Origin of the sequence: Pseudomonas sp. R2-7-07 (assembly GCF_003852355.1) — a bacterium.
GTDB lineage: Bacteria > Pseudomonadota > Gammaproteobacteria > Pseudomonadales > Pseudomonadaceae > Aquipseudomonas.
Genome location: NZ_CP027759.1, coordinates 65,974 through 81,846, shown reverse-complemented (window position 1 = coordinate 81,846; position 15,873 = coordinate 65,974). Strand labels below are relative to the sequence as shown.

At 61.4% G+C, this 15,873-nt stretch carries 15 protein-coding genes; 9 read left to right on the top strand and 6 right to left on the bottom strand.

What is annotated here, in order from left to right:
* Positions 1 to 32 precede the first annotated feature (32 nt).
* Positions 33 to 2,828, bottom strand: coding sequence for a DNA polymerase I (gene polA / locus C4J86_RS00395; RefSeq protein WP_124369087.1), 2,796 nt, complete (start codon positions 2,826 to 2,828; stop codon positions 33 to 35).
* A 74-nt stretch (positions 2,829 to 2,902) separates the two neighbouring features.
* Here polA and C4J86_RS00390 point away from each other — a divergent pair, with 74 nt between their 5' ends.
* Both C4J86_RS00390 and C4J86_RS00385 read left to right on the top strand, forming a co-directional pair.
* Positions 2,903 to 3,193, top strand: coding sequence for a DUF2782 domain-containing protein (locus tag C4J86_RS00390; protein ID WP_124360643.1), 291 nt, complete (start codon positions 2,903 to 2,905; stop codon positions 3,191 to 3,193).
* Between the two features lie 56 nt (positions 3,194 to 3,249).
* On the top strand, positions 3,250 to 4,203 hold the full coding sequence (locus C4J86_RS00385) for a homoserine kinase (protein WP_124369086.1): 954 nt from the start codon (positions 3,250 to 3,252) through the stop codon (positions 4,201 to 4,203).
* Positions 4,204 to 4,330: 127 nt separating this feature from the next.
* Here C4J86_RS00385 and C4J86_RS00380 read toward each other — a convergent pair whose 3' ends face one another.
* Positions 4,331 to 5,260, bottom strand: a complete 930-nt coding sequence (locus C4J86_RS00380; RefSeq protein WP_124369085.1) for a zinc ABC transporter substrate-binding protein — start codon at positions 5,258 to 5,260, stop codon at positions 4,331 to 4,333.
* Positions 5,261 to 5,318: 58 nt separating this feature from the next.
* Here C4J86_RS00380 and zur point away from each other — a divergent pair, with 58 nt between their 5' ends.
* From zur to C4J86_RS00360, 4 genes are read left to right on the top strand one after another with little or no spacing between them, the layout of a single operon-like run.
* Complete coding sequence (zur, locus tag C4J86_RS00375; RefSeq protein ID WP_124360640.1) at positions 5,319 to 5,801, top strand: zinc uptake transcriptional repressor Zur; 483 nt, start codon at positions 5,319 to 5,321, stop codon at positions 5,799 to 5,801.
* Entirely contained in the window at positions 5,801 to 6,586 is a 786-nt protein-coding gene (gene znuC, locus C4J86_RS00370; RefSeq protein ID WP_124369084.1) for a zinc ABC transporter ATP-binding protein ZnuC, read from the top strand. Before zur ends, znuC begins: the two co-directional genes overlap by 1 nt.
* Positions 6,579 to 7,367 (top strand): zinc ABC transporter permease subunit ZnuB, encoded by a 789-nt coding sequence (gene znuB / locus C4J86_RS00365; RefSeq protein ID WP_124360638.1) that lies wholly within the window; start codon positions 6,579 to 6,581, stop codon positions 7,365 to 7,367. The genes znuC and znuB overlap by 8 nt, the downstream gene beginning before the upstream one ends.
* Before the next feature lie 37 nt (positions 7,368 to 7,404).
* Positions 7,405 to 8,124, top strand: a complete 720-nt coding sequence (locus tag C4J86_RS00360) for a PA5502 family lipoprotein (protein WP_124360637.1) — start codon at positions 7,405 to 7,407, stop codon at positions 8,122 to 8,124.
* A gap of 100 nt (positions 8,125 to 8,224) precedes the next feature.
* Here the strand turns inward: C4J86_RS00360 and katE are convergent, their stop codons facing one another.
* The gene (gene katE, locus C4J86_RS00355) at positions 8,225 to 10,357 is read right to left on the bottom strand and encodes a catalase HPII (protein ID WP_124369083.1); all 2,133 of its coding nucleotides are present in this window, start codon (positions 10,355 to 10,357) and stop codon (positions 8,225 to 8,227) included.
* A gap of 265 nt (positions 10,358 to 10,622) precedes the next feature.
* Here katE and C4J86_RS00350 point away from each other — a divergent pair, with 265 nt between their 5' ends.
* Genes C4J86_RS00350 through C4J86_RS00340 form a run of 3 tightly spaced genes read left to right on the top strand, consistent with a single transcriptional unit; the run spans position 10,623 to position 13,144 of the window.
* Positions 10,623 to 11,630: a methionine ABC transporter ATP-binding protein gene (locus C4J86_RS00350; protein ID WP_124365288.1), complete on the top strand. Its 1,008-nt coding sequence runs from the start codon at positions 10,623 to 10,625 to the stop codon at positions 11,628 to 11,630.
* Complete coding sequence (locus C4J86_RS00345; RefSeq protein WP_124360634.1) at positions 11,630 to 12,322, top strand: methionine ABC transporter permease; 693 nt, start codon at positions 11,630 to 11,632, stop codon at positions 12,320 to 12,322. Before C4J86_RS00350 ends, C4J86_RS00345 begins: the two co-directional genes overlap by 1 nt.
* Before the next feature lie 51 nt (positions 12,323 to 12,373).
* On the top strand, positions 12,374 to 13,144 hold the full coding sequence (locus tag C4J86_RS00340) for a MetQ/NlpA family ABC transporter substrate-binding protein (protein WP_124369082.1): 771 nt from the start codon (positions 12,374 to 12,376) through the stop codon (positions 13,142 to 13,144).
* A 128-nt stretch (positions 13,145 to 13,272) separates the two neighbouring features.
* On the opposite strand, the gene C4J86_RS00335 is transcribed toward C4J86_RS00340, so the two are convergent.
* Genes C4J86_RS00335 through C4J86_RS00325 form a run of 3 tightly spaced genes read right to left on the bottom strand, consistent with a single transcriptional unit; the run spans position 13,273 to position 15,871 of the window.
* Positions 13,273 to 13,908, bottom strand: a complete 636-nt coding sequence (locus C4J86_RS00335) for an SCO family protein (protein ID WP_124369081.1) — start codon at positions 13,906 to 13,908, stop codon at positions 13,273 to 13,275.
* Positions 13,905 to 14,804: a heme o synthase gene (gene cyoE / locus C4J86_RS00330; protein ID WP_124369080.1), complete on the bottom strand. Its 900-nt coding sequence runs from the start codon at positions 14,802 to 14,804 to the stop codon at positions 13,905 to 13,907. The genes C4J86_RS00335 and cyoE overlap by 4 nt, the downstream gene beginning before the upstream one ends.
* On the bottom strand, positions 14,792 to 15,871 hold the full coding sequence (locus C4J86_RS00325) for a heme A synthase (RefSeq protein ID WP_124369079.1): 1,080 nt from the start codon (positions 15,869 to 15,871) through the stop codon (positions 14,792 to 14,794). The genes cyoE and C4J86_RS00325 overlap by 13 nt, the downstream gene beginning before the upstream one ends.
* Positions 15,872 to 15,873 lie beyond the last annotated feature (2 nt).

Here is a 15,873-nt window from a genome sequence, read left to right as displayed (position 1 = left end):
TGCCATCACGCGGTGATGGCGCAGCCGCAGAATCAATGGGCCTCGTCCCAGTTATCGCCAACGCCCACGTCCACCACCAGGGGCACGTCCAACTGCGCGGCAGCGCTCATGTGTTCGCGGATTCTCTGGCTGACCTCCGGGATCAGATCCTCACGCACCTCCAGTACCAGTTCATCATGCACCTGAAGGATGACCTTAGCGTCCAGGCCCGACTCGGTCAGCCAATTGTCCACCTTCACCATGGCTTTCTTGATGATGTCCGCCGCCGTGCCCTGCATGGGCGCGTTGATCGCGGTGCGCTCTGCCGCCGCGCGCTCCTGAGGCTTGTTGGAGTTGATATCCGGCACGTACAGGCGCCGCCCGAAGAAGGTTTCCACAAAACCCTGGTCCGCCGCCTGGGCGCGGGTGCGCTCCATGTATTCGCGCACGCCGGGATAGCGGGCGAAGTACACATCGATATAAGCCTTGGCGGTCTTGGTATCGACGCCAATGTCCTTGCCGAGCTTCTGGGCGCCCATGCCGTAGATCAGGCCGAAGTTGATCGCCTTGGCACTGCGGCGTTGGTTGGAGGTAACCTCGCTCAATTCAACCTTGAATACCTCGGCAGCCGTGGCGGTGTGCACGTCCAGGTCGTTGCGAAAGGCGTTCATCAACCCTTCGTCCTTCGACAGGTGCGCCATGATCCGCAGCTCGATCTGCGAATAGTCCGCTGCCAGCAGCTTGTAGCCTTTGGGTGCGATAAACGCCTGGCGAATGCGTCGCCCTTCGGCGGTGCGCACCGGGATGTTCTGCAGGTTCGGATCGCTGGAGGACAAACGCCCGGTCGCCGCCACCGCCTGATGGTAAGACGTATGAATACGCCCGGTACGCGGGTTGATCTGTTCCGGCAGGCGGTCGGTATAGGTGCTTTTCAGCTTACTCATGCTGCGGTACTGCATGAGCACCTTGGGCAGCGGAAAATCATCCTCGGCCAGCTTGGCCAGCACTTCTTCAGCCGTGGATGCCTGGCCCTTGCCGGTCTTTTTCAACACCGGCATTCCGAGTTTCTCGTAGAGAATCGCCCCGAGCTGCTTGGGCGAACCCAGGTTGAACGCTTCGCCGGCGATCTCGAATGCCTGGCGCTCCAGCTCGACCATCTTGTTGCCCAGCTCGATGCTCTGGATGCCCAGCAGTGCCTTGTCCACCAGGGCGCCTTGGCGCTCGATACGCGCCAGCACCGGCACCAACGGCATCTCGATGTCCGTCAACACACTGGCCAGGCTCGGGATCGCTGCCAGCTGAGCGTGCAGCTTCTGGTGCAGGCGCAACGTCACATCGGCATCTTCGGCTGCATACGGGCCGGCTTGTTCGAGGGCGATCTGGTCGAATGTCAGCTGCTTGGCGCCCCTGCCGGCGATGTCCTGGAAGCTGACGGTGTCGTGGCCCAGGTATTTTTTCGCCAGGCTGTCCATGTCATGGCGGGTCGCGGTGGAGTTCAGTACGTAGGATTCGAGCATGGTATCGAAGGCGATGCCCCGCACGGTGATGCCCTGCGCAGGGTCGCCGCCGATGGCGCAGTTGGCCAGGATATTCATGTCGAACTTGGCGTGCTGGCCGACCTTGAGCTTGGTCGGATCTTCCAGCAACGGCTTCAAGGCCAGCAGCACGGTGTCACGGTCCAATTGATCCGGCGCACCGGTATAGGAATGCGTCAGCGGGATATAGGCCGCCTCATGGGGCTGCACAGCGAACGAAAGCCCAACCAACTGGGCCTGTTGGGCGTCGATCCCGGTGGTCTCGGTGTCGAAGGCAAATAACGGCGCGTCGTTGAGCTTCTTCAGCCACAGATCGAATGTGGCCTGGTCCAGGATGGTGGTGTAAACCGACTCCACCGGCACCGCTATCACCGCCTCAACCGACGCTTGGGCGACGGGCGCAACCTCGTTCGCCGTCTTGAGCTCGACACGCTTGGTATCGCGCTGGATCTCTTCGTACCAGCTCTTGAACTCAAGCAGCGTGTACAACTCAAGCAGCTTTTCGCGATCCGGCTCGATCAGGTGCAGGTCGTCCAGGCCGATATCCAGGGGCACGTCGATCTTGATCGTCGCCAACTGATAGGACAGGAACGCCATTTCCTTATGCTCTTCCAACTTCGCCGGCAGCGTCTTGGCGCCACGAATCGGCAGGGTCGGCACAATGTCCAGCTGTTCATACAGCTCTTTCAGGCCGCCATTCACACCCACCAGCAAACCGGAGGCGGTCTTCGGGCCAATTCCGGGAACGCCAGGGATGTTGTCGGACGAATCGCCCATCAACGCCAGGTAATCAATGATCTGCTCTGGAGCGACGCCGAATTTCTCCTTTACGCCCTCGATGTCCATCGAACTACCGGTCATGGTGTTGACCAAGGTAATGTGCCCGTCCACCAGTTGCGCCATGTCCTTGTCGCCGGTGGAGATCACCACGGGACGATCAGCGGCCGCGCTGCTGCGGGCCAGGGTACCGATCACGTCATCGGCCTCGACGCCTTCGACGCACAGCAACGGGAAGCCCAGGGCGATCACGCTCTGGTGCAGGGGCTCGATCTGCAGGCGCATGTCATCGGGCATGCTCGGGCGATTGGCCTTGTATTCGGCGTACATGTCATCGCGAAAGGTCCCGCCCTTGGCGTCGAACACCACGGCGAACGGGCTGTTCGGGTATTGCCTGCGCAGGCTCTTGAGCATGTTCAACACGCCCTTGACCGCGCCGGTGGGCAGGCCTTTGGAGGTGGTCAGCGGTGGCAGCGCGTGGAAGGCGCGGTACAGATAAGAAGAACCGTCCACCAGGACGAGAGGCGCTTGGCTCATGAGCAGGATCAACCTTTTCGGCGGGTCAGACGCTAGAATAGCCGGACCAATGAAAACAAAGGGACAAGGTTATCATGCGTACATTCAATCGCCTGCTGTTCACTGGCTTGATTGCACTCGCTCCGATGGCTGCCATGGCGGCAGACGATGCGCCTTCGGCCGATCCGGAAGTGACCATTCGCACGGAAGGCGACAAGACTATCCAGGAGTACCGCCAAAACGGCTTCCTGTACGCCATCAAGGTCACGCCAAAAGGTGCGCCACCATATTTTCTGGTACGCGCTGACGGAACCGACGCGAACTTCATCCGTTCTGACCAGCCGGATATGCTGATCCCGTCATGGAAGATCTTCGAATGGAAATGATTCCCTAACTTCAACCGGCGCCGCGCTGAGCGGCGCCCGTAATGGCAGTTTTAACCATGTCTGTGTTCACCCCCCTGGCTCGGCCCGAGCTGGAAACCTTTCTTGCCCCTTACGGGCTCGGCCGCCTGCTTGATTTCCAGGGGATTGCCGCCGGTAGCGAAAACACCAATTTCTTTATCAGCCTGGAACAGGGCGAGTACGTCCTGACCCTGGTTGAACGTGGCCCCATTGCGGAAATGCCATTCTTCATCGAACTGCTCGACGTACTCCACGACGCCGACCTGCCCGTGCCTTACGCCCTGCGCACCACCGACGGCGTTGCCCTGCGCACGTTGGCCGGCAAGCCGGCGCTGTTGCAACCGCGCCTGGCCGGCAAACACATCAAGGACGCCAACGCCCAGCATTGCGCCCAGGTCGGCGACTTGCTCGGTCACCTGCATCTGGCGACCCAGGGCGACAAGGTGCTGGAACGCAAGACCGATCGTGGGCTGGATTGGATGCTCACTGAAGGCGCGCAGTTGATTTCGCACCTGAACGACGCGCAACAGCGGCTTCTGCAGGATGCCTTGAGCGAGATCCAGGCCTACAAGGCGCAGATCCTTGCCCTGCCGCGCGCCAACGTTCACGCCGACCTGTTCCGCGACAATGCGATGTTCGAAGGCACGCACCTGACCGGCCTGATCGACTTCTACAACGCCTGCTCGGGGCCGATGCTGTACGACATCGCCATCGCCTTGAATGACTGGTGTTCGGATGCCGACGGCGTGATTGACGGGCAGCGCGCCCGTGCGTTGCTGGGAGCTTACGCGGGGCTGCGGCCGTTTACCGCGAAGGAAGCCGAGCTGTGGCCGACCCTGTTGCGAGTGGCGTGTGTGCGCTTCTGGCTGTCGCGCCTGATCGCGGCGCAGGCGTTTGCCGGGCAGGATGTGCTGATTCATGACCCGGCGGAGTTCGAGCATCGCTTGGCGCAACGCCAGCAGATTAGCGTCCACCTGCCATTCGCGCTCTAAAGATACACACCGTTAAAAATGTGGGAGGGGGCTTGCCCCCGATAGCGGTGGGTCAGCCAGCAAATGTATCAGCTGACCCAAAGCCATCGGGAGCAAGCCCCCTCCCACATTTGATCTGCAGTGGCAGTCAGAGCGATTCCAGGCACCCGGCCAGATCATTGCCCAGTTTTTCCAGCACCTGCTCGTAACCCTGGGCCGTGGCCGGGGTGTAGCCACCCAGCGCGTCCAACTCCGCGAGCTTCACCGGCAAACCAGCCACCAGCGTCTCCGCCAACCTTGGTCGCAGCGGTGGCTCGCTGAACACACAGGTCTTGCCCACTTCCTGTAACCGCGTGCGCATCGCCGCCACATGCTGGGCGCCTGGCTGCACTTCGGCTGCAACGGCAAACACGCCGGCGTGCTTCAAGCCGTAGGCGTCTTCGAAGTAATCAAAAGCCTCGTGAAACACAAAGTAAGGTTTGCCCTCAACGCCGGCCAAACGCTGCTTCAGGCGCACATCCAGCGCATCCAGGCGATCCTCGAAGGCCTTCGCGTTGCTCTGGTAACGCGCGGCGTTGGCCGGGTCGGCGGCACTGAGGTCAGCCGCCATACGCGCCGCGATCACCCGCGCATTCACCGTCGACAGCCACAGATGTGCATCCACACTGCCGGGGCGATGATCGTGGTCGTGTTCGTCGGCTTCATCGGCGTGGGAGTGGCTATCTTCGCCGAACCGGCGCAGTTTCATGCCCGGCAGGTCCTGCACGGCCACCGTTGTCGCCGTACGGCCTTTCAGCACGCGCGGCAAAAATGTTTCCATGTCCGGACCGATCCAGTAGAGCAGGTCTACCGACTGCACGCGCCGTACGTCGGATGGGCGCAATGCGAAGTTGTGCGGCGACGCACCCGGTGGCAGCAACACCTCCGGAACCGCTACACCGTCCTGCACAGCAGCGGCAATCAGCTGCAGCGGCTTGATGCTGGTCAGCACCTTCACCTCGGCCTGAGCGGCGCCAGCCATGAACAAACTGGTGACAAATACGACAAAAACGGGAAAAAGTCGGGACACGATGACCACTCAATGGCGTAGGAACGGGTAACATAATAACGTCTCTATCAAATATCTGTCGCCGCTCATGCCTATAACACCGCTTGCCAGCCGTCCCCACGACCACTCTCACTGCGTTCACACCGCGCTGTCGGAGGCCGACACCCTGTGTGCGCAGAAGGGTTTGCGCCTGACCGCGCTGCGTCGTCGCGTGCTGGAGTTGGTGTGGCAAAGCCACAAGCCGCTCGGCGCGTACGACATCCTCGGCGTACTCAGCGAGCAGGACGGCCGCCGCGCCGCGCCGCCGACGGTTTACCGTGCGCTGGATTTCCTGCTGGAAAACGGCCTGGTGCACCGCATCGCTTCGCTCAATGCCTTTGTCGGCTGCAACCACCCGGAACACGCGCATCAGGGTCAGTTCCTGATTTGCCGCGAGTGCCACGCCGCCATCGAGCTTGAACAAAAAAGCATCAGTGACGCCATCATCAAAAGCGCCGCTGAAGTCGGCTTCAGCGTCGAAGGGCAAACGGTCGAAGTGGTCGGCCTGTGCTCGGGCTGTCAGGGGGCTTGATGAGCAACGCGTTAATCCGCCTGGAGCAGGTTGGGGTCACGTTCGCCGGGCAAAACGTGCTGGATGACATCGCATTGAGTGTGGAGCCGGGGCAGATCGTTACCCTGATCGGCCCCAATGGCGCCGGCAAGACCACCCTGGTACGCGCCGTGCTGGGCCTGCTCAAGCCGGACCGTGGCAGCGTATGGCGCAGACCCAAACTGCGCGTGGGCTATATGCCGCAGAAGCTGCACGTAGACCCGACACTCCCGCTTTCCGTACTACGCTTTCTGCGCCTGGTACCGGCGGTCGACCGTGCCCGCGCGCAGGCGGCGCTCAAAGAAGTCGGCGCTGAACAAGTGATCGACAGCCCGGTGCAAAGCATCTCCGGCGGTGAAATGCAGCGCGTGCTGCTGGCCCGCGCGCTGTTGCGCGAGCCAGAGCTGCTGGTGCTCGATGAGCCCGTGCAAGGCGTCGACGTCGCCGGGCAAGCCGAGCTGTACAGCCTGATCACCCGCTTGCGCGACCGTCACGGCTGCGGTGTGCTGATGGTGTCTCACGATTTGCACCTGGTGATGAGCACCACCGACCAGGTGGTCTGCCTCAACCGTCACGTGTGCTGCTCCGGCCATCCGGAACAGGTCAGCGGCGACCCGGCGTTCGTCGAGCTGTTCGGTAAGAACGCGCAAAGCCTGGCGATCTACCATCACCACCACGACCACGCCCATGATCTGCACGGCGCCGTGGTTGACGACCCCGCCGCACCCCACCCTCATGTTCATGGAGATAGCTGCAAGCATGGCTGATTTTCTGCTCTACGCCCTGCTGGCAGGCTTGGCTTTGGCGTTGGTAGCGGGCCCGTTGGGCTCGTTCGTGGTCTGGCGGCGCATGGCGTACTTTGGCGACACGTTGTCCCATGCCGCGCTGCTCGGCGTGGCCATGGGCTTCCTGCTGGATGTGAGCCCGACCATCGCCGTAACGGTCGGCTGCCTGCTGCTGGCGGTGTTGTTGGTAACGCTGCAACAGCGCCAACCCCTGGCCTCCGATACGCTGCTGGGCATCCTGGCGCCAAGTACCTTGTCCCTGGGCCTGGTGGTGCTGAGCTTCATGCATGAAGTGCGCATTGACCTGATGGCCTACCTGTTTGGCGATCTGCTGGCGATCAGCCCTGTCGATCTTATGTGGATCCTGGGCGGCAGCGCGGCGGTACTGGTGCTGCTGGTGAGCCTGTGGCGCCCGCTGCTGGCGATTACCGTGCACGAGGAACTCGCCACGGTGGAAGGTTTGCCCGTGCCGGCCCTGCGCCTGGCGCTGATGTTGTTGATCGCGGTGGTGATCGCTGTCGCGATGAAGATTGTCGGCGTATTGTTGATCACGTCGCTGTTGATCATTCCCGCAGCCGCCGCTCAGCGCCATGCTCGTTCGCCGGAGCAAATGGCAATCGGCGCAAGCCTGTTGGGCATGTTGGCAGTGTGTGGAGGCCTGGCGTTGTCATGGTTCAAGGACACACCGGCCGGGCCGTCGATCGTAGTATCGGCGGCCGCCCTGTTTCTGCTGAGTTTTGTCCTGCCCCGTCGAGGGGTGTAGACTTGCTCGCTTTTTGCGCAAATAGAGAGTCGCAGGAATGAAGCCGTTCACCTTCCGTTATCTGCTCCTTGCCGCATTTTCCCTGCTGCTGGGCGCCTGTCAAAGCACACCGCCCGCCGCCCCCGAAGCGCTGGATCCGCGTGCTGCGGCCATCGCGCAACTGGAGCAAAACCTGGCCAGCAGCGAATTGGCCACCGCCGAAGACCAGCTCGCCACGTTGCAGGCCCAATCGCCCAACGATCCGGCGCTCGAGGCTTACCAGCGGCAATTGGCCGAAGCCTACCTGCAGCGCAGCCAGATCGTGCTGCAAAAGGGCGACGTCAACGCCGCCGCCACAGCCCTGAGCCGTGCCCGCGCGCTGATGCCCAAGGCCCCAGCCCTGACCGGTGGCGTCAACAGCGCCATCAGCCATGCGCGCAAAGCCGAGCTGGATCAGGCCGAGGCCGCCTTGAAAGCCGCCGAAGCCAAGCCCGCCGCCAAGGTCATCGACCCGGCGGCGCCGAGCACCACCGTGGCGTTGAACCTGGCGGATGTCGAAGCCATGCGCCATCAGCTGGATGCCATCGCCACCGACGTGGTGAATTACCAGTGCGACGTCAGCATTCAGGTACCACGCACCGAGGATTACCCGTGGTTGGCCACGTTGCTGACCAAACGAGTGAAGCGCATTGATGCAGGGTATGAGCTGAAGATTCACCGGCAAATTTTGAAACACATTCCGGCGCAGGTTGTGCTGATTCCGCGTAAAGCCGACTAAAAGCATCGGGGGCAAGCCCCCTCCCACACTTGAATGTATTCACACTTCAAATGTGGGAGGGGGCTTGCCCCCGATGACGATTTAACAAACAGCCCAATAATTAAGCCGGAATCGCCTTGGCCTTAGGCTCCCGATCCCAGACCCGATGCTGGGCAATCGCAGCGAAGAACGCCTTGACATCCGCGCCCACGATCAACCCCGCATCCGCCTCCAGCTTCAGCAGATCCAACAAAGGCTTCACGTCACTGGCCACCGCGATAGCCTTCAGGTGCTTGTACGCTTCCAGCACGTAGTGCAGCGCCACACCGTCGCCGCTCAGCGCTTTGACCGACTCTTTACCGCCAGGGATAAACACTGCGTCAAACGCAATGGAAGGCATGCCTTCCATCGACGCATCCACCGGCAGCGACTTGCCATCGGCGGTGGTCACAGGCGCCGAAGTCGGCCCCAGCAACTTGGCGTGCGCACCTTCAGCCTCAAGTGCAGCTTTGAGTGCATCAATCGCTGCACCGTCCACGCCGTTAGCCGCCAGAATCGCCACTTTGCGCGTCTTGATGTCGCCGGACAGCAAATTCACCTGGCTCAATGCCGGCGATTGCTTCAACGATGTTTCACGTACCGGCACCGTGCCTTTGGTCGGCGCTGGCAGGCCCAGGTTCTGCGCCACGCGCTTGGCCAGTTCCAGGTCGATGTTGGCCAGGATTTCATTCACCTGGCGGGCACGAATATGTTCGCGCTCGACCTTGCCCAACTCGAAGCTGTAGGCGGCGATGATGTGCTCTTTCTCGTGGTGGCTCATGCTGTTGAAAAACAGCGTGGCCTGGGAGAAATGGTCGCCAAACGACTCACTGCGCTCGCGGACCTTGTTCGCATCAATGCGCTCGTGGTAGGTCTCAAAACCGCCATCGGTCGGACCTGCCGGCGTTTCCTTCGGCCAGCCGCCGTCGATGGAGTTCGGCTCGTAGGCTGCACGGCCCTTATCGATCACGCTGCGATGCAGCGCATCGCGCTGGTTGTTGTGGTTCGGTGCGACCGGGCGATTGATCGGGATCTCATGGAAGTTCGGGCCACCGAGACGGCTGATCTGGGTGTCCGTGTAGGAAAACAGACGACCTTGCAGCAGCGGGTCGTTGGTGAAATCGATACCCGGCACGATATGGCCTGGGCAGAACGCGACCTGCTCGACCTCGGCAAAGAAATTGTCCGGGTTGCGGTTAAGCACCATCTTGCCCAGCGGGGTGATTGGCACCAGTTCCTCTGGGATGATCTTCGTCGGGTCGAGCAGGTCGAATTCGAACTTATGCTCGTCTTCTTCTGCAACGATCTGAACGCCCAGTTCCCATTCGGGGTAGTCGCCGCTTTCGATCGATTCCCACAGGTCGCGGCGGTGATAATCGGTATCTTTACCGGCCAGCTTTTGCGCTTCGTCCCACACAAGCGAGCAGGTGCCGACTTTTGGCCGCCAGTGAAACTTCACAAAGCTCGATTTGCCTTCGGTGTTGATCAAACGGAAGGTGTGCACACCGAAACCCTGCATTGCACGCAGGCTTTTCGGAATGGCGCGGTCAGACATCGCCCACACCACCATATGCGCCGACTCCGGTACCAGCGAGACAAAGTCCCAGAACGTATCGTGGGCCGAGCCGCCTGTAGGAATCTCGTTGTGCGGTTCAGGCTTAACGGCGTGCACGAAATCAGGAAACTTGATCGCATCCTGAATGAAGAACACCGGCATGTTGTTGCCCACCAGGTCGAAGTTGCCTTCGTCGGTGAAAAACTTCACGGCAAAACCGCGCACGTCACGCACAGTGTCACCGGAACCGCGCGGCCCCTGCACCGTGGAAAAACGCGCGAACACCGGCGTTTTATGCTCCGGAGTACGTAGGAAACCAGCCTTGGTCAGCGCCGAATGGTCGCCGTAGCTTTGGAAATAGCCATGGGCGCCGGTACCGCGGGCATGCACGATGCGCTCCGGGATGCGCTCATGGTCAAAGTGCGTGATTTTTTCACGCATGATGAAGTCTTCCAGCAGCGAAGGGCCACGGGCACCGACCTTCAAGGTGTTCTGGTTGTCGGAGATCTTCACGCCCTGGTTAGTGCGCAGGGCCTGGCCGGTCGCATCGGAACGGAATTCTTCCAACGCCTGCAATTTGGTGTTGGTATTGCCTCGGTCCAGGGTATCGGTACCCGCGAGTTCACTCTTCGGCGGGGTGCCTGGCTTCTTGGTACTCATCAGTCAAAACTCCTTAGTCAAAGTGGCCAGAGCGGTCCCCGGCTCGTTTGAATGAAGCCCCGGGCACGGCACCCGGAACATCGCATTGCTTAAGTAGTGACTGATAGCGTTATGAGCCGTTCCCTTTTTATGACCTTTGGTCTCGTTATTGCCAAATCGCTGGACGGATACGAAATAAATGCTAAGAAACGCTAGTTGGACAGGCTAAAATGCGCGCCCGGCTAACCGCTGATCCCTTTTCCATGCGCCCCACAAGGTTCGCTACGTGATCGAGTTTCAAAACGTCCATAAAACCTACCGCGTCGCCGGTAAGGATATTCCAGCCCTGCACTCCACCAGCCTGCGCGTCGAAAACGGCCAGGTGTTTGGCCTGATTGGCCACTCGGGTGCGGGAAAAAGTACCCTGCTGCGCCTGATCAATCGCCTTGAAGAGCCCAGTGGCGGGCAGATCAGTGTCGACGGCGAAGAAGTCACCGCACTGGATGCCAATGGCCTGCGCCGCTTCCGTCAGCAAGTCGGGATGATTTTCCAGCACTTCAACCTGCTGGCGTCCAAGACCGTTGCAGACAACGTGGCGCTGCCGCTGACACTGGCCGGCGAATTGTCGCGCAAGGAAATCGACCTGCGCGTGGCCGAGCTGCTCGCCCGCGTCGGCCTGTCGGACCACGCCCGCAAGTACCCGGCGCAATTGTCCGGCGGCCAGAAACAGCGCGTTGGCATTGCTCGCGCCCTGGCGACCAAACCCAAGATTCTGCTCTGCGATGAAGCCACCAGCGCCCTCGACCCGCAAACCACCGCGTCGGTCCTGCAATTGCTGGCGGAAATCAACCGCGAGCTGAAGCTGACCATCGTGTTGATCACCCATGAAATGGACGTGATTCGCCGCGTGTGCGACCAGGTGGCCGTGATGGACGCTGGCGTGATCGTCGAGCAAGGCTCGGTGGCTGATGTGTTCCTGCATCCCAAGCATCCGACCACCAAGCGCTTCGTCCAGGAAGCCGAACAGGTCGATGAAGGCGAGCAGCACGATGACTTCGCTCACGTACCGGGCCGTATCGTGCGCCTGACGTTCCAAGGGGACGCGACCTACGCCCCGTTGCTGGGTACCGTCGCCCGGGAAACGGGGGTGGACTACAGCATCCTTGCCGGTCGTATCGACCGCATCAAAGACATCCCCTACGGGCAATTGACCCTCGCCGTCACTGGCGGTGACATGGAGGCCGCGTTTGCGCGCTTCACCGCCGCTGACGTTCATATGGAGGTGCTGCGCTAATGGACCTGTTCCTGAATTTCTTCGCCGACATCGACTGGTCCGAAATCTGGCTCGCCACCGGCGATACCATGACCATGCTGTTCGGTTCGCTGTTCTTCACGGTCGTACTGGGCCTGCCCGTGGGTGTGCTGCTGTTCTTGACCAGCCCACGTCAGCTGTTCGAGCAGAAAGGCTTGTACGCCTTTATGTCGCTGATCGTGAACATCCTGCGTTCGCTGCCGTTCATCATCCTGCTGATCGTGATGATTCCATTAACCAAACTGATCACTGGCATATACATGGACGAGCCCACCTCGTTGGGCGTCGCGGGCGCGATTCCGCCGCTGGTTATCGGCGCCACGCCGTTCTTTGCGCGCCTGGTGGAAACCGCCCTGCGTGAAGTGGACCGCGGCATCATCGAGGCCACGCAGTCGATGGGTGCCAGCACGCGCCAGATCATCACCAACGCCTTGCTGCCCGAAGCACGCCCCGGCATTTTCGCGGCAATTACCGTAACGGCGATTACACTGGTGTCGTACACGGCGATGGCCGGCGTGGTCGGTGCCGGTGGCCTGGGCGACTTGGCGATCCGTTTCGGTTACCAGCGCTTCCAGGACAATGTAATGGTGGTCACCGTGGTGATGCTGGTGATCCTGGTGCAAATTCTGCAAACCGTCGGCGACAAGCTGGTGGTGCACTTTTCTCGAAAATAACGGCCATGGCCGGCCTGGTGCCGGCAGATGCCCGAACATGGAGCTTGCTGGATGAAAAAACTACTGGTTGCTTTCGCCGCCGTTGCCGCGTTTTCTGCCCACGCCGAGACCCTCAAGGTCGCCGCCTCGCCAGTGCCGCATGCAGAAATCCTGGAATTCGTGAAGCCTGCGCTGGCCAAAGAAGGCGTGGACCTGCAGGTCAAAGTCTTTACCGACTATGTGCAGCCGAACGTACAGGTGGCTGAAAAGCGCCTGGACGCCAACTTCTTCCAGCACCAGCCGTACCTGGATGAATTCAACAAGGCCAAGGGCACTCACCTGGTGAGCGTCGGCGGCGTGCACCTGGAACCGCTGGGCGCGTATTCGAGCAAATACAAGAAGCTGGACGAGCTGCCGGACGGCGCCAATGTGGTGATCCCGAACGACGCCACCAACGGCGGCCGCGCCCTGTTGCTGCTGGCCAACAACGGCCTGATTACCCTGAAGGACCCGACCAACATCCTGTCGACCATCAAGGACATCACCGGTAACAGCAAAAACCTGAAGTTCCGCGAACTCGAAGCCGCCACCCTGCCGCGCGTGCTGACCCAGGTCGACCTGGCCCTGATCAACACCAACTACGCGCTGGAAGCCAAGCTGGACCCGTCCAAGGACGCCTTGGTGATCGAAGGCAGCGACTCGCCTTACGTGAACATCCTGGTGACCCGTGAAGACAACAAGGATTCGGACGCGGTGAAGAAGCTGGTAGCCGCCCTGCACACACCTGAAGTGAAGCAATTCATCGAAGAGAAGTACAAAGGCGCGATCAAGCCAGCGTTCTGATCCAACACGCTAGAGATCAAAAATGTGGGAGGGGGCTTGCTCCCGATAGCAGAGTGCCAGTCATGATGATGTGGACTGACCTGCCGCTATCGGGAGCAAGCCCCCTCCCACCTTTTTTTGTGTTGCCTTTATTTGCGCTGCAACAGCCCCGGCAACTGCGCCACCAGCTTCTGGCTATTCAACGGCGCACGGATGAACCCGCGCTGGGTACCGTCCGGCCCGATCAGCGCCAGGTTGCCGCTGTGATCGACGGTGTAGTTGGGCTTGCTGGTGTCCGCCGGGATGAACGGAATGCTCACCGCATTCGAGACCGTCTGCACCTCCTGCACATTCGCACCGGTCAGCCCCTGGAACTGCGGATCGAAATAGCCCAGGTACTGCTTGAGCTGGGCCGGGGTGTCGCGGTTCGGGTCGACGCTGACCAGGATCACCTGCAATTTATCCACCGCCTCCTTGGGCAGTTCGCTCTTGATCTGGCGCAGCTGGGCGAGGGTGGTCGGGCAGATATCCGGGCAGAAGGTGTAGCCGAAGAACAGCAGGCTCCACTTGCCTTTCAGCTCATCGACCAGCACCGGCTGGCCGTCCTGGTTGGTCATGCTCACCGCAGGCAGCTGGCGACTTTGCGGCAGCAGGATGATGCCGGCGTCGATCAGCGCAGTGGGATCGCCCTGGCCTTTGCCCGATAGCACCTTGTTGACAGTCAGGCCCATGATCAACGCCACCAGGGCCACGAGAATGAAGACAGTTTTCTGAGTTCGAGTCATAGGTTCAACAGTAGGTAGTGGTCGACGAGCAGGGCGATAAACAGTAGCAGCAGGTACCAGATGGAGTACTTGAAGGTGTTGATCGCCGCGTGCGGCTGGCTGCCACGGTACAGCACCCAGGCCCATTGCAGAAAGCGCCCACCCAATACCAGCGCACAGGCCAGGTACAGCAACCCGCTCATATGGATCACATAGGGCATCAGGCTCACCGCCAGCAGGGCAAAGGTGTAGAGCAGGATATGCACCTTGGTGTAATGCTCGCCGTGGGTGACCGGCAGCATCGGGATGTCAGCCTTGGCGTACTCCTCCTTGCGGTGAATGGCCAGCGCCCAGAAGTGCGGCGGCGTCCAGGCAAAGATGATCAGCACCAGCAGCAGGGGTTCGGCGCTGATATGCCCGGTTACCGCGACCCAGCCCAACAGCGGCGGCGCGGCGCCGGCCAGGCCACCGATGACGATGTTCTGCGGCGTCGCACGTTTGAGAAAACCGGTGTAGATCACCGCATAGCCCAGCAACGAGGCCAACGTCAGCCATGCCGCCACCGGGTTGGTAAAGGCCAGCAACAGCGCCAGGCCCGCCACCGCCAGCAACAACGCAAAGGCCAGTGCCGCAGCCGGCGAGACGCGCCCCTCGGCCAATGGCCGTTTGTGCGTACGTGCCATCAACGCATCGATGCGCCGGTCCACCACATGATTGACCGCCGCCGCCGCGCCCGCGCACAAGGCGATGCCCAGGTTGCCGAAAACCAGCACCGTCCACGGCACGCCGGCGCGAGTGGCGAGGAACATGCCCACCAGCGAGGTGATCAGCATCAGCACCACCACCTTCGGCTTGGTCAGCTCCAGATAGTCGCGCCAGATGGCCTGGCCGTGAGCCGCGCCGATCAAGGACGCCATGGCATCTCTCCTTTAAGGGTTATCAGGCCCGATACCTGTTTGCGCGGAATAAATCGCCAGGCAATCGGACGTGGAACGCGCACCCGGACCAGGCTGGTACGCGCGTGATAATTGACCAGTACCAGGCTCAGCAATAGCGCCGCGCCCCCGGCGTTGTGAGCCACCGCCACCGGCAGCGGCAAGCCGAACGCCACATTGCTCAGGCCCAGGCTGATTTGCGCCGCCAGGGCGATCAACAGCAAGCCGGCCAGGCGCGTCATGCCCACCGCACGCAATTGCCAGGCCAGGCCCAGCAGCACCAGCGTGACCAGCACCGCCCCGACGCGATGGGTCAGGTGAATGGCCGTGCGCGCATCGCTGTCCAGCTGACCACCGAGGTAGTTAGGGCCGATATGCTGGGTCAGGTGAAAGCCATTGGCAAAGTCCGCTGCCGGCCACCATTGGCCGTGGCACGTTGGCAAATCGACACAGGCCACCGCCGCGTAGTTGGAGCTGACCCATCCGCCCAACGCAATCTGCCCGATTACCAGCACCAGCCCCGCCGTCGCCCAATATTGCAGGCGCCTGGGCACGATCAATGCGGGCAACACACCGGACAAGCGCAGGGTCAACAGGAACAGCAGGCTCAAGGTGGCAAAGCCGCCCAACAGGTGCCCCGTCACGACTTGCGGCCACAGCTTGAGGGTCACCGTCCACATGCCGAACGCCGCCTGGGCGATCACCACCATTAACACGAACAGCGGCAGTTTCACCGGCTGGCCGGGGTCGCGGCGGTGGCTCCACGCACGCGCCGCCAGCAGCGCGATCAGCAGGGCGAGGGTGCCGGCAAAGTAGCGGTGAGTCATCTCGGCCCAGCCTTTGCCGGCCTCCACCGGGGTATCCGGAAAATGCAGCTCGGCATGGGCCAGTTGGGCGGCGCTTTGCGGCACGCTGATAAAACCGTAGCAACCCGGCCAGTCCGGGCAACCGAGGCCGGCATGGGTCAGGCGGGTATAGGCGCCGAGCAACACGACGATCAGCGCCAGCAAGGTGGCAAACAACGCGAGGCGAAATCCAGGCTTGGCCATGA

Coding starts and splice junctions, on each gene's coding strand:
- polA (WP_124369087.1), bottom strand. CDS start 2,828: ATGAGCCAAGCGCCTCTCGTCCTGGTGGACGGTTCTTCTTATCTGTAC.
- C4J86_RS00390 (WP_124360643.1), top strand. CDS start 2,903: ATGCGTACATTCAATCGCCTGCTGTTCACTGGCTTGATTGCACTCGCT.
- C4J86_RS00385 (WP_124369086.1), top strand. CDS start 3,250: ATGTCTGTGTTCACCCCCCTGGCTCGGCCCGAGCTGGAAACCTTTCTT.
- zur (WP_124360640.1), top strand. CDS start 5,319: ATGCCTATAACACCGCTTGCCAGCCGTCCCCACGACCACTCTCACTGC.
- znuC (WP_124369084.1), top strand. CDS start 5,801: ATGAGCAACGCGTTAATCCGCCTGGAGCAGGTTGGGGTCACGTTCGCC.
- znuB (WP_124360638.1), top strand. CDS start 6,579: ATGGCTGATTTTCTGCTCTACGCCCTGCTGGCAGGCTTGGCTTTGGCG.
- C4J86_RS00360 (WP_124360637.1), top strand. CDS start 7,405: ATGAAGCCGTTCACCTTCCGTTATCTGCTCCTTGCCGCATTTTCCCTG.
- katE (WP_124369083.1), bottom strand. CDS start 10,357: ATGAGTACCAAGAAGCCAGGCACCCCGCCGAAGAGTGAACTCGCGGGT.
- C4J86_RS00345 (WP_124360634.1), top strand. CDS start 11,630: ATGGACCTGTTCCTGAATTTCTTCGCCGACATCGACTGGTCCGAAATC.
- C4J86_RS00340 (WP_124369082.1), top strand. CDS start 12,374: ATGAAAAAACTACTGGTTGCTTTCGCCGCCGTTGCCGCGTTTTCTGCC.
- C4J86_RS00335 (WP_124369081.1), bottom strand. CDS start 13,908: ATGACTCGAACTCAGAAAACTGTCTTCATTCTCGTGGCCCTGGTGGCG.
- cyoE (WP_124369080.1), bottom strand. CDS start 14,804: ATGGCGTCCTTGATCGGCGCGGCTCACGGCCAGGCCATCTGGCGCGAC.
- C4J86_RS00325 (WP_124369079.1), bottom strand. CDS start 15,871: ATGGCCAAGCCTGGATTTCGCCTCGCGTTGTTTGCCACCTTGCTGGCG.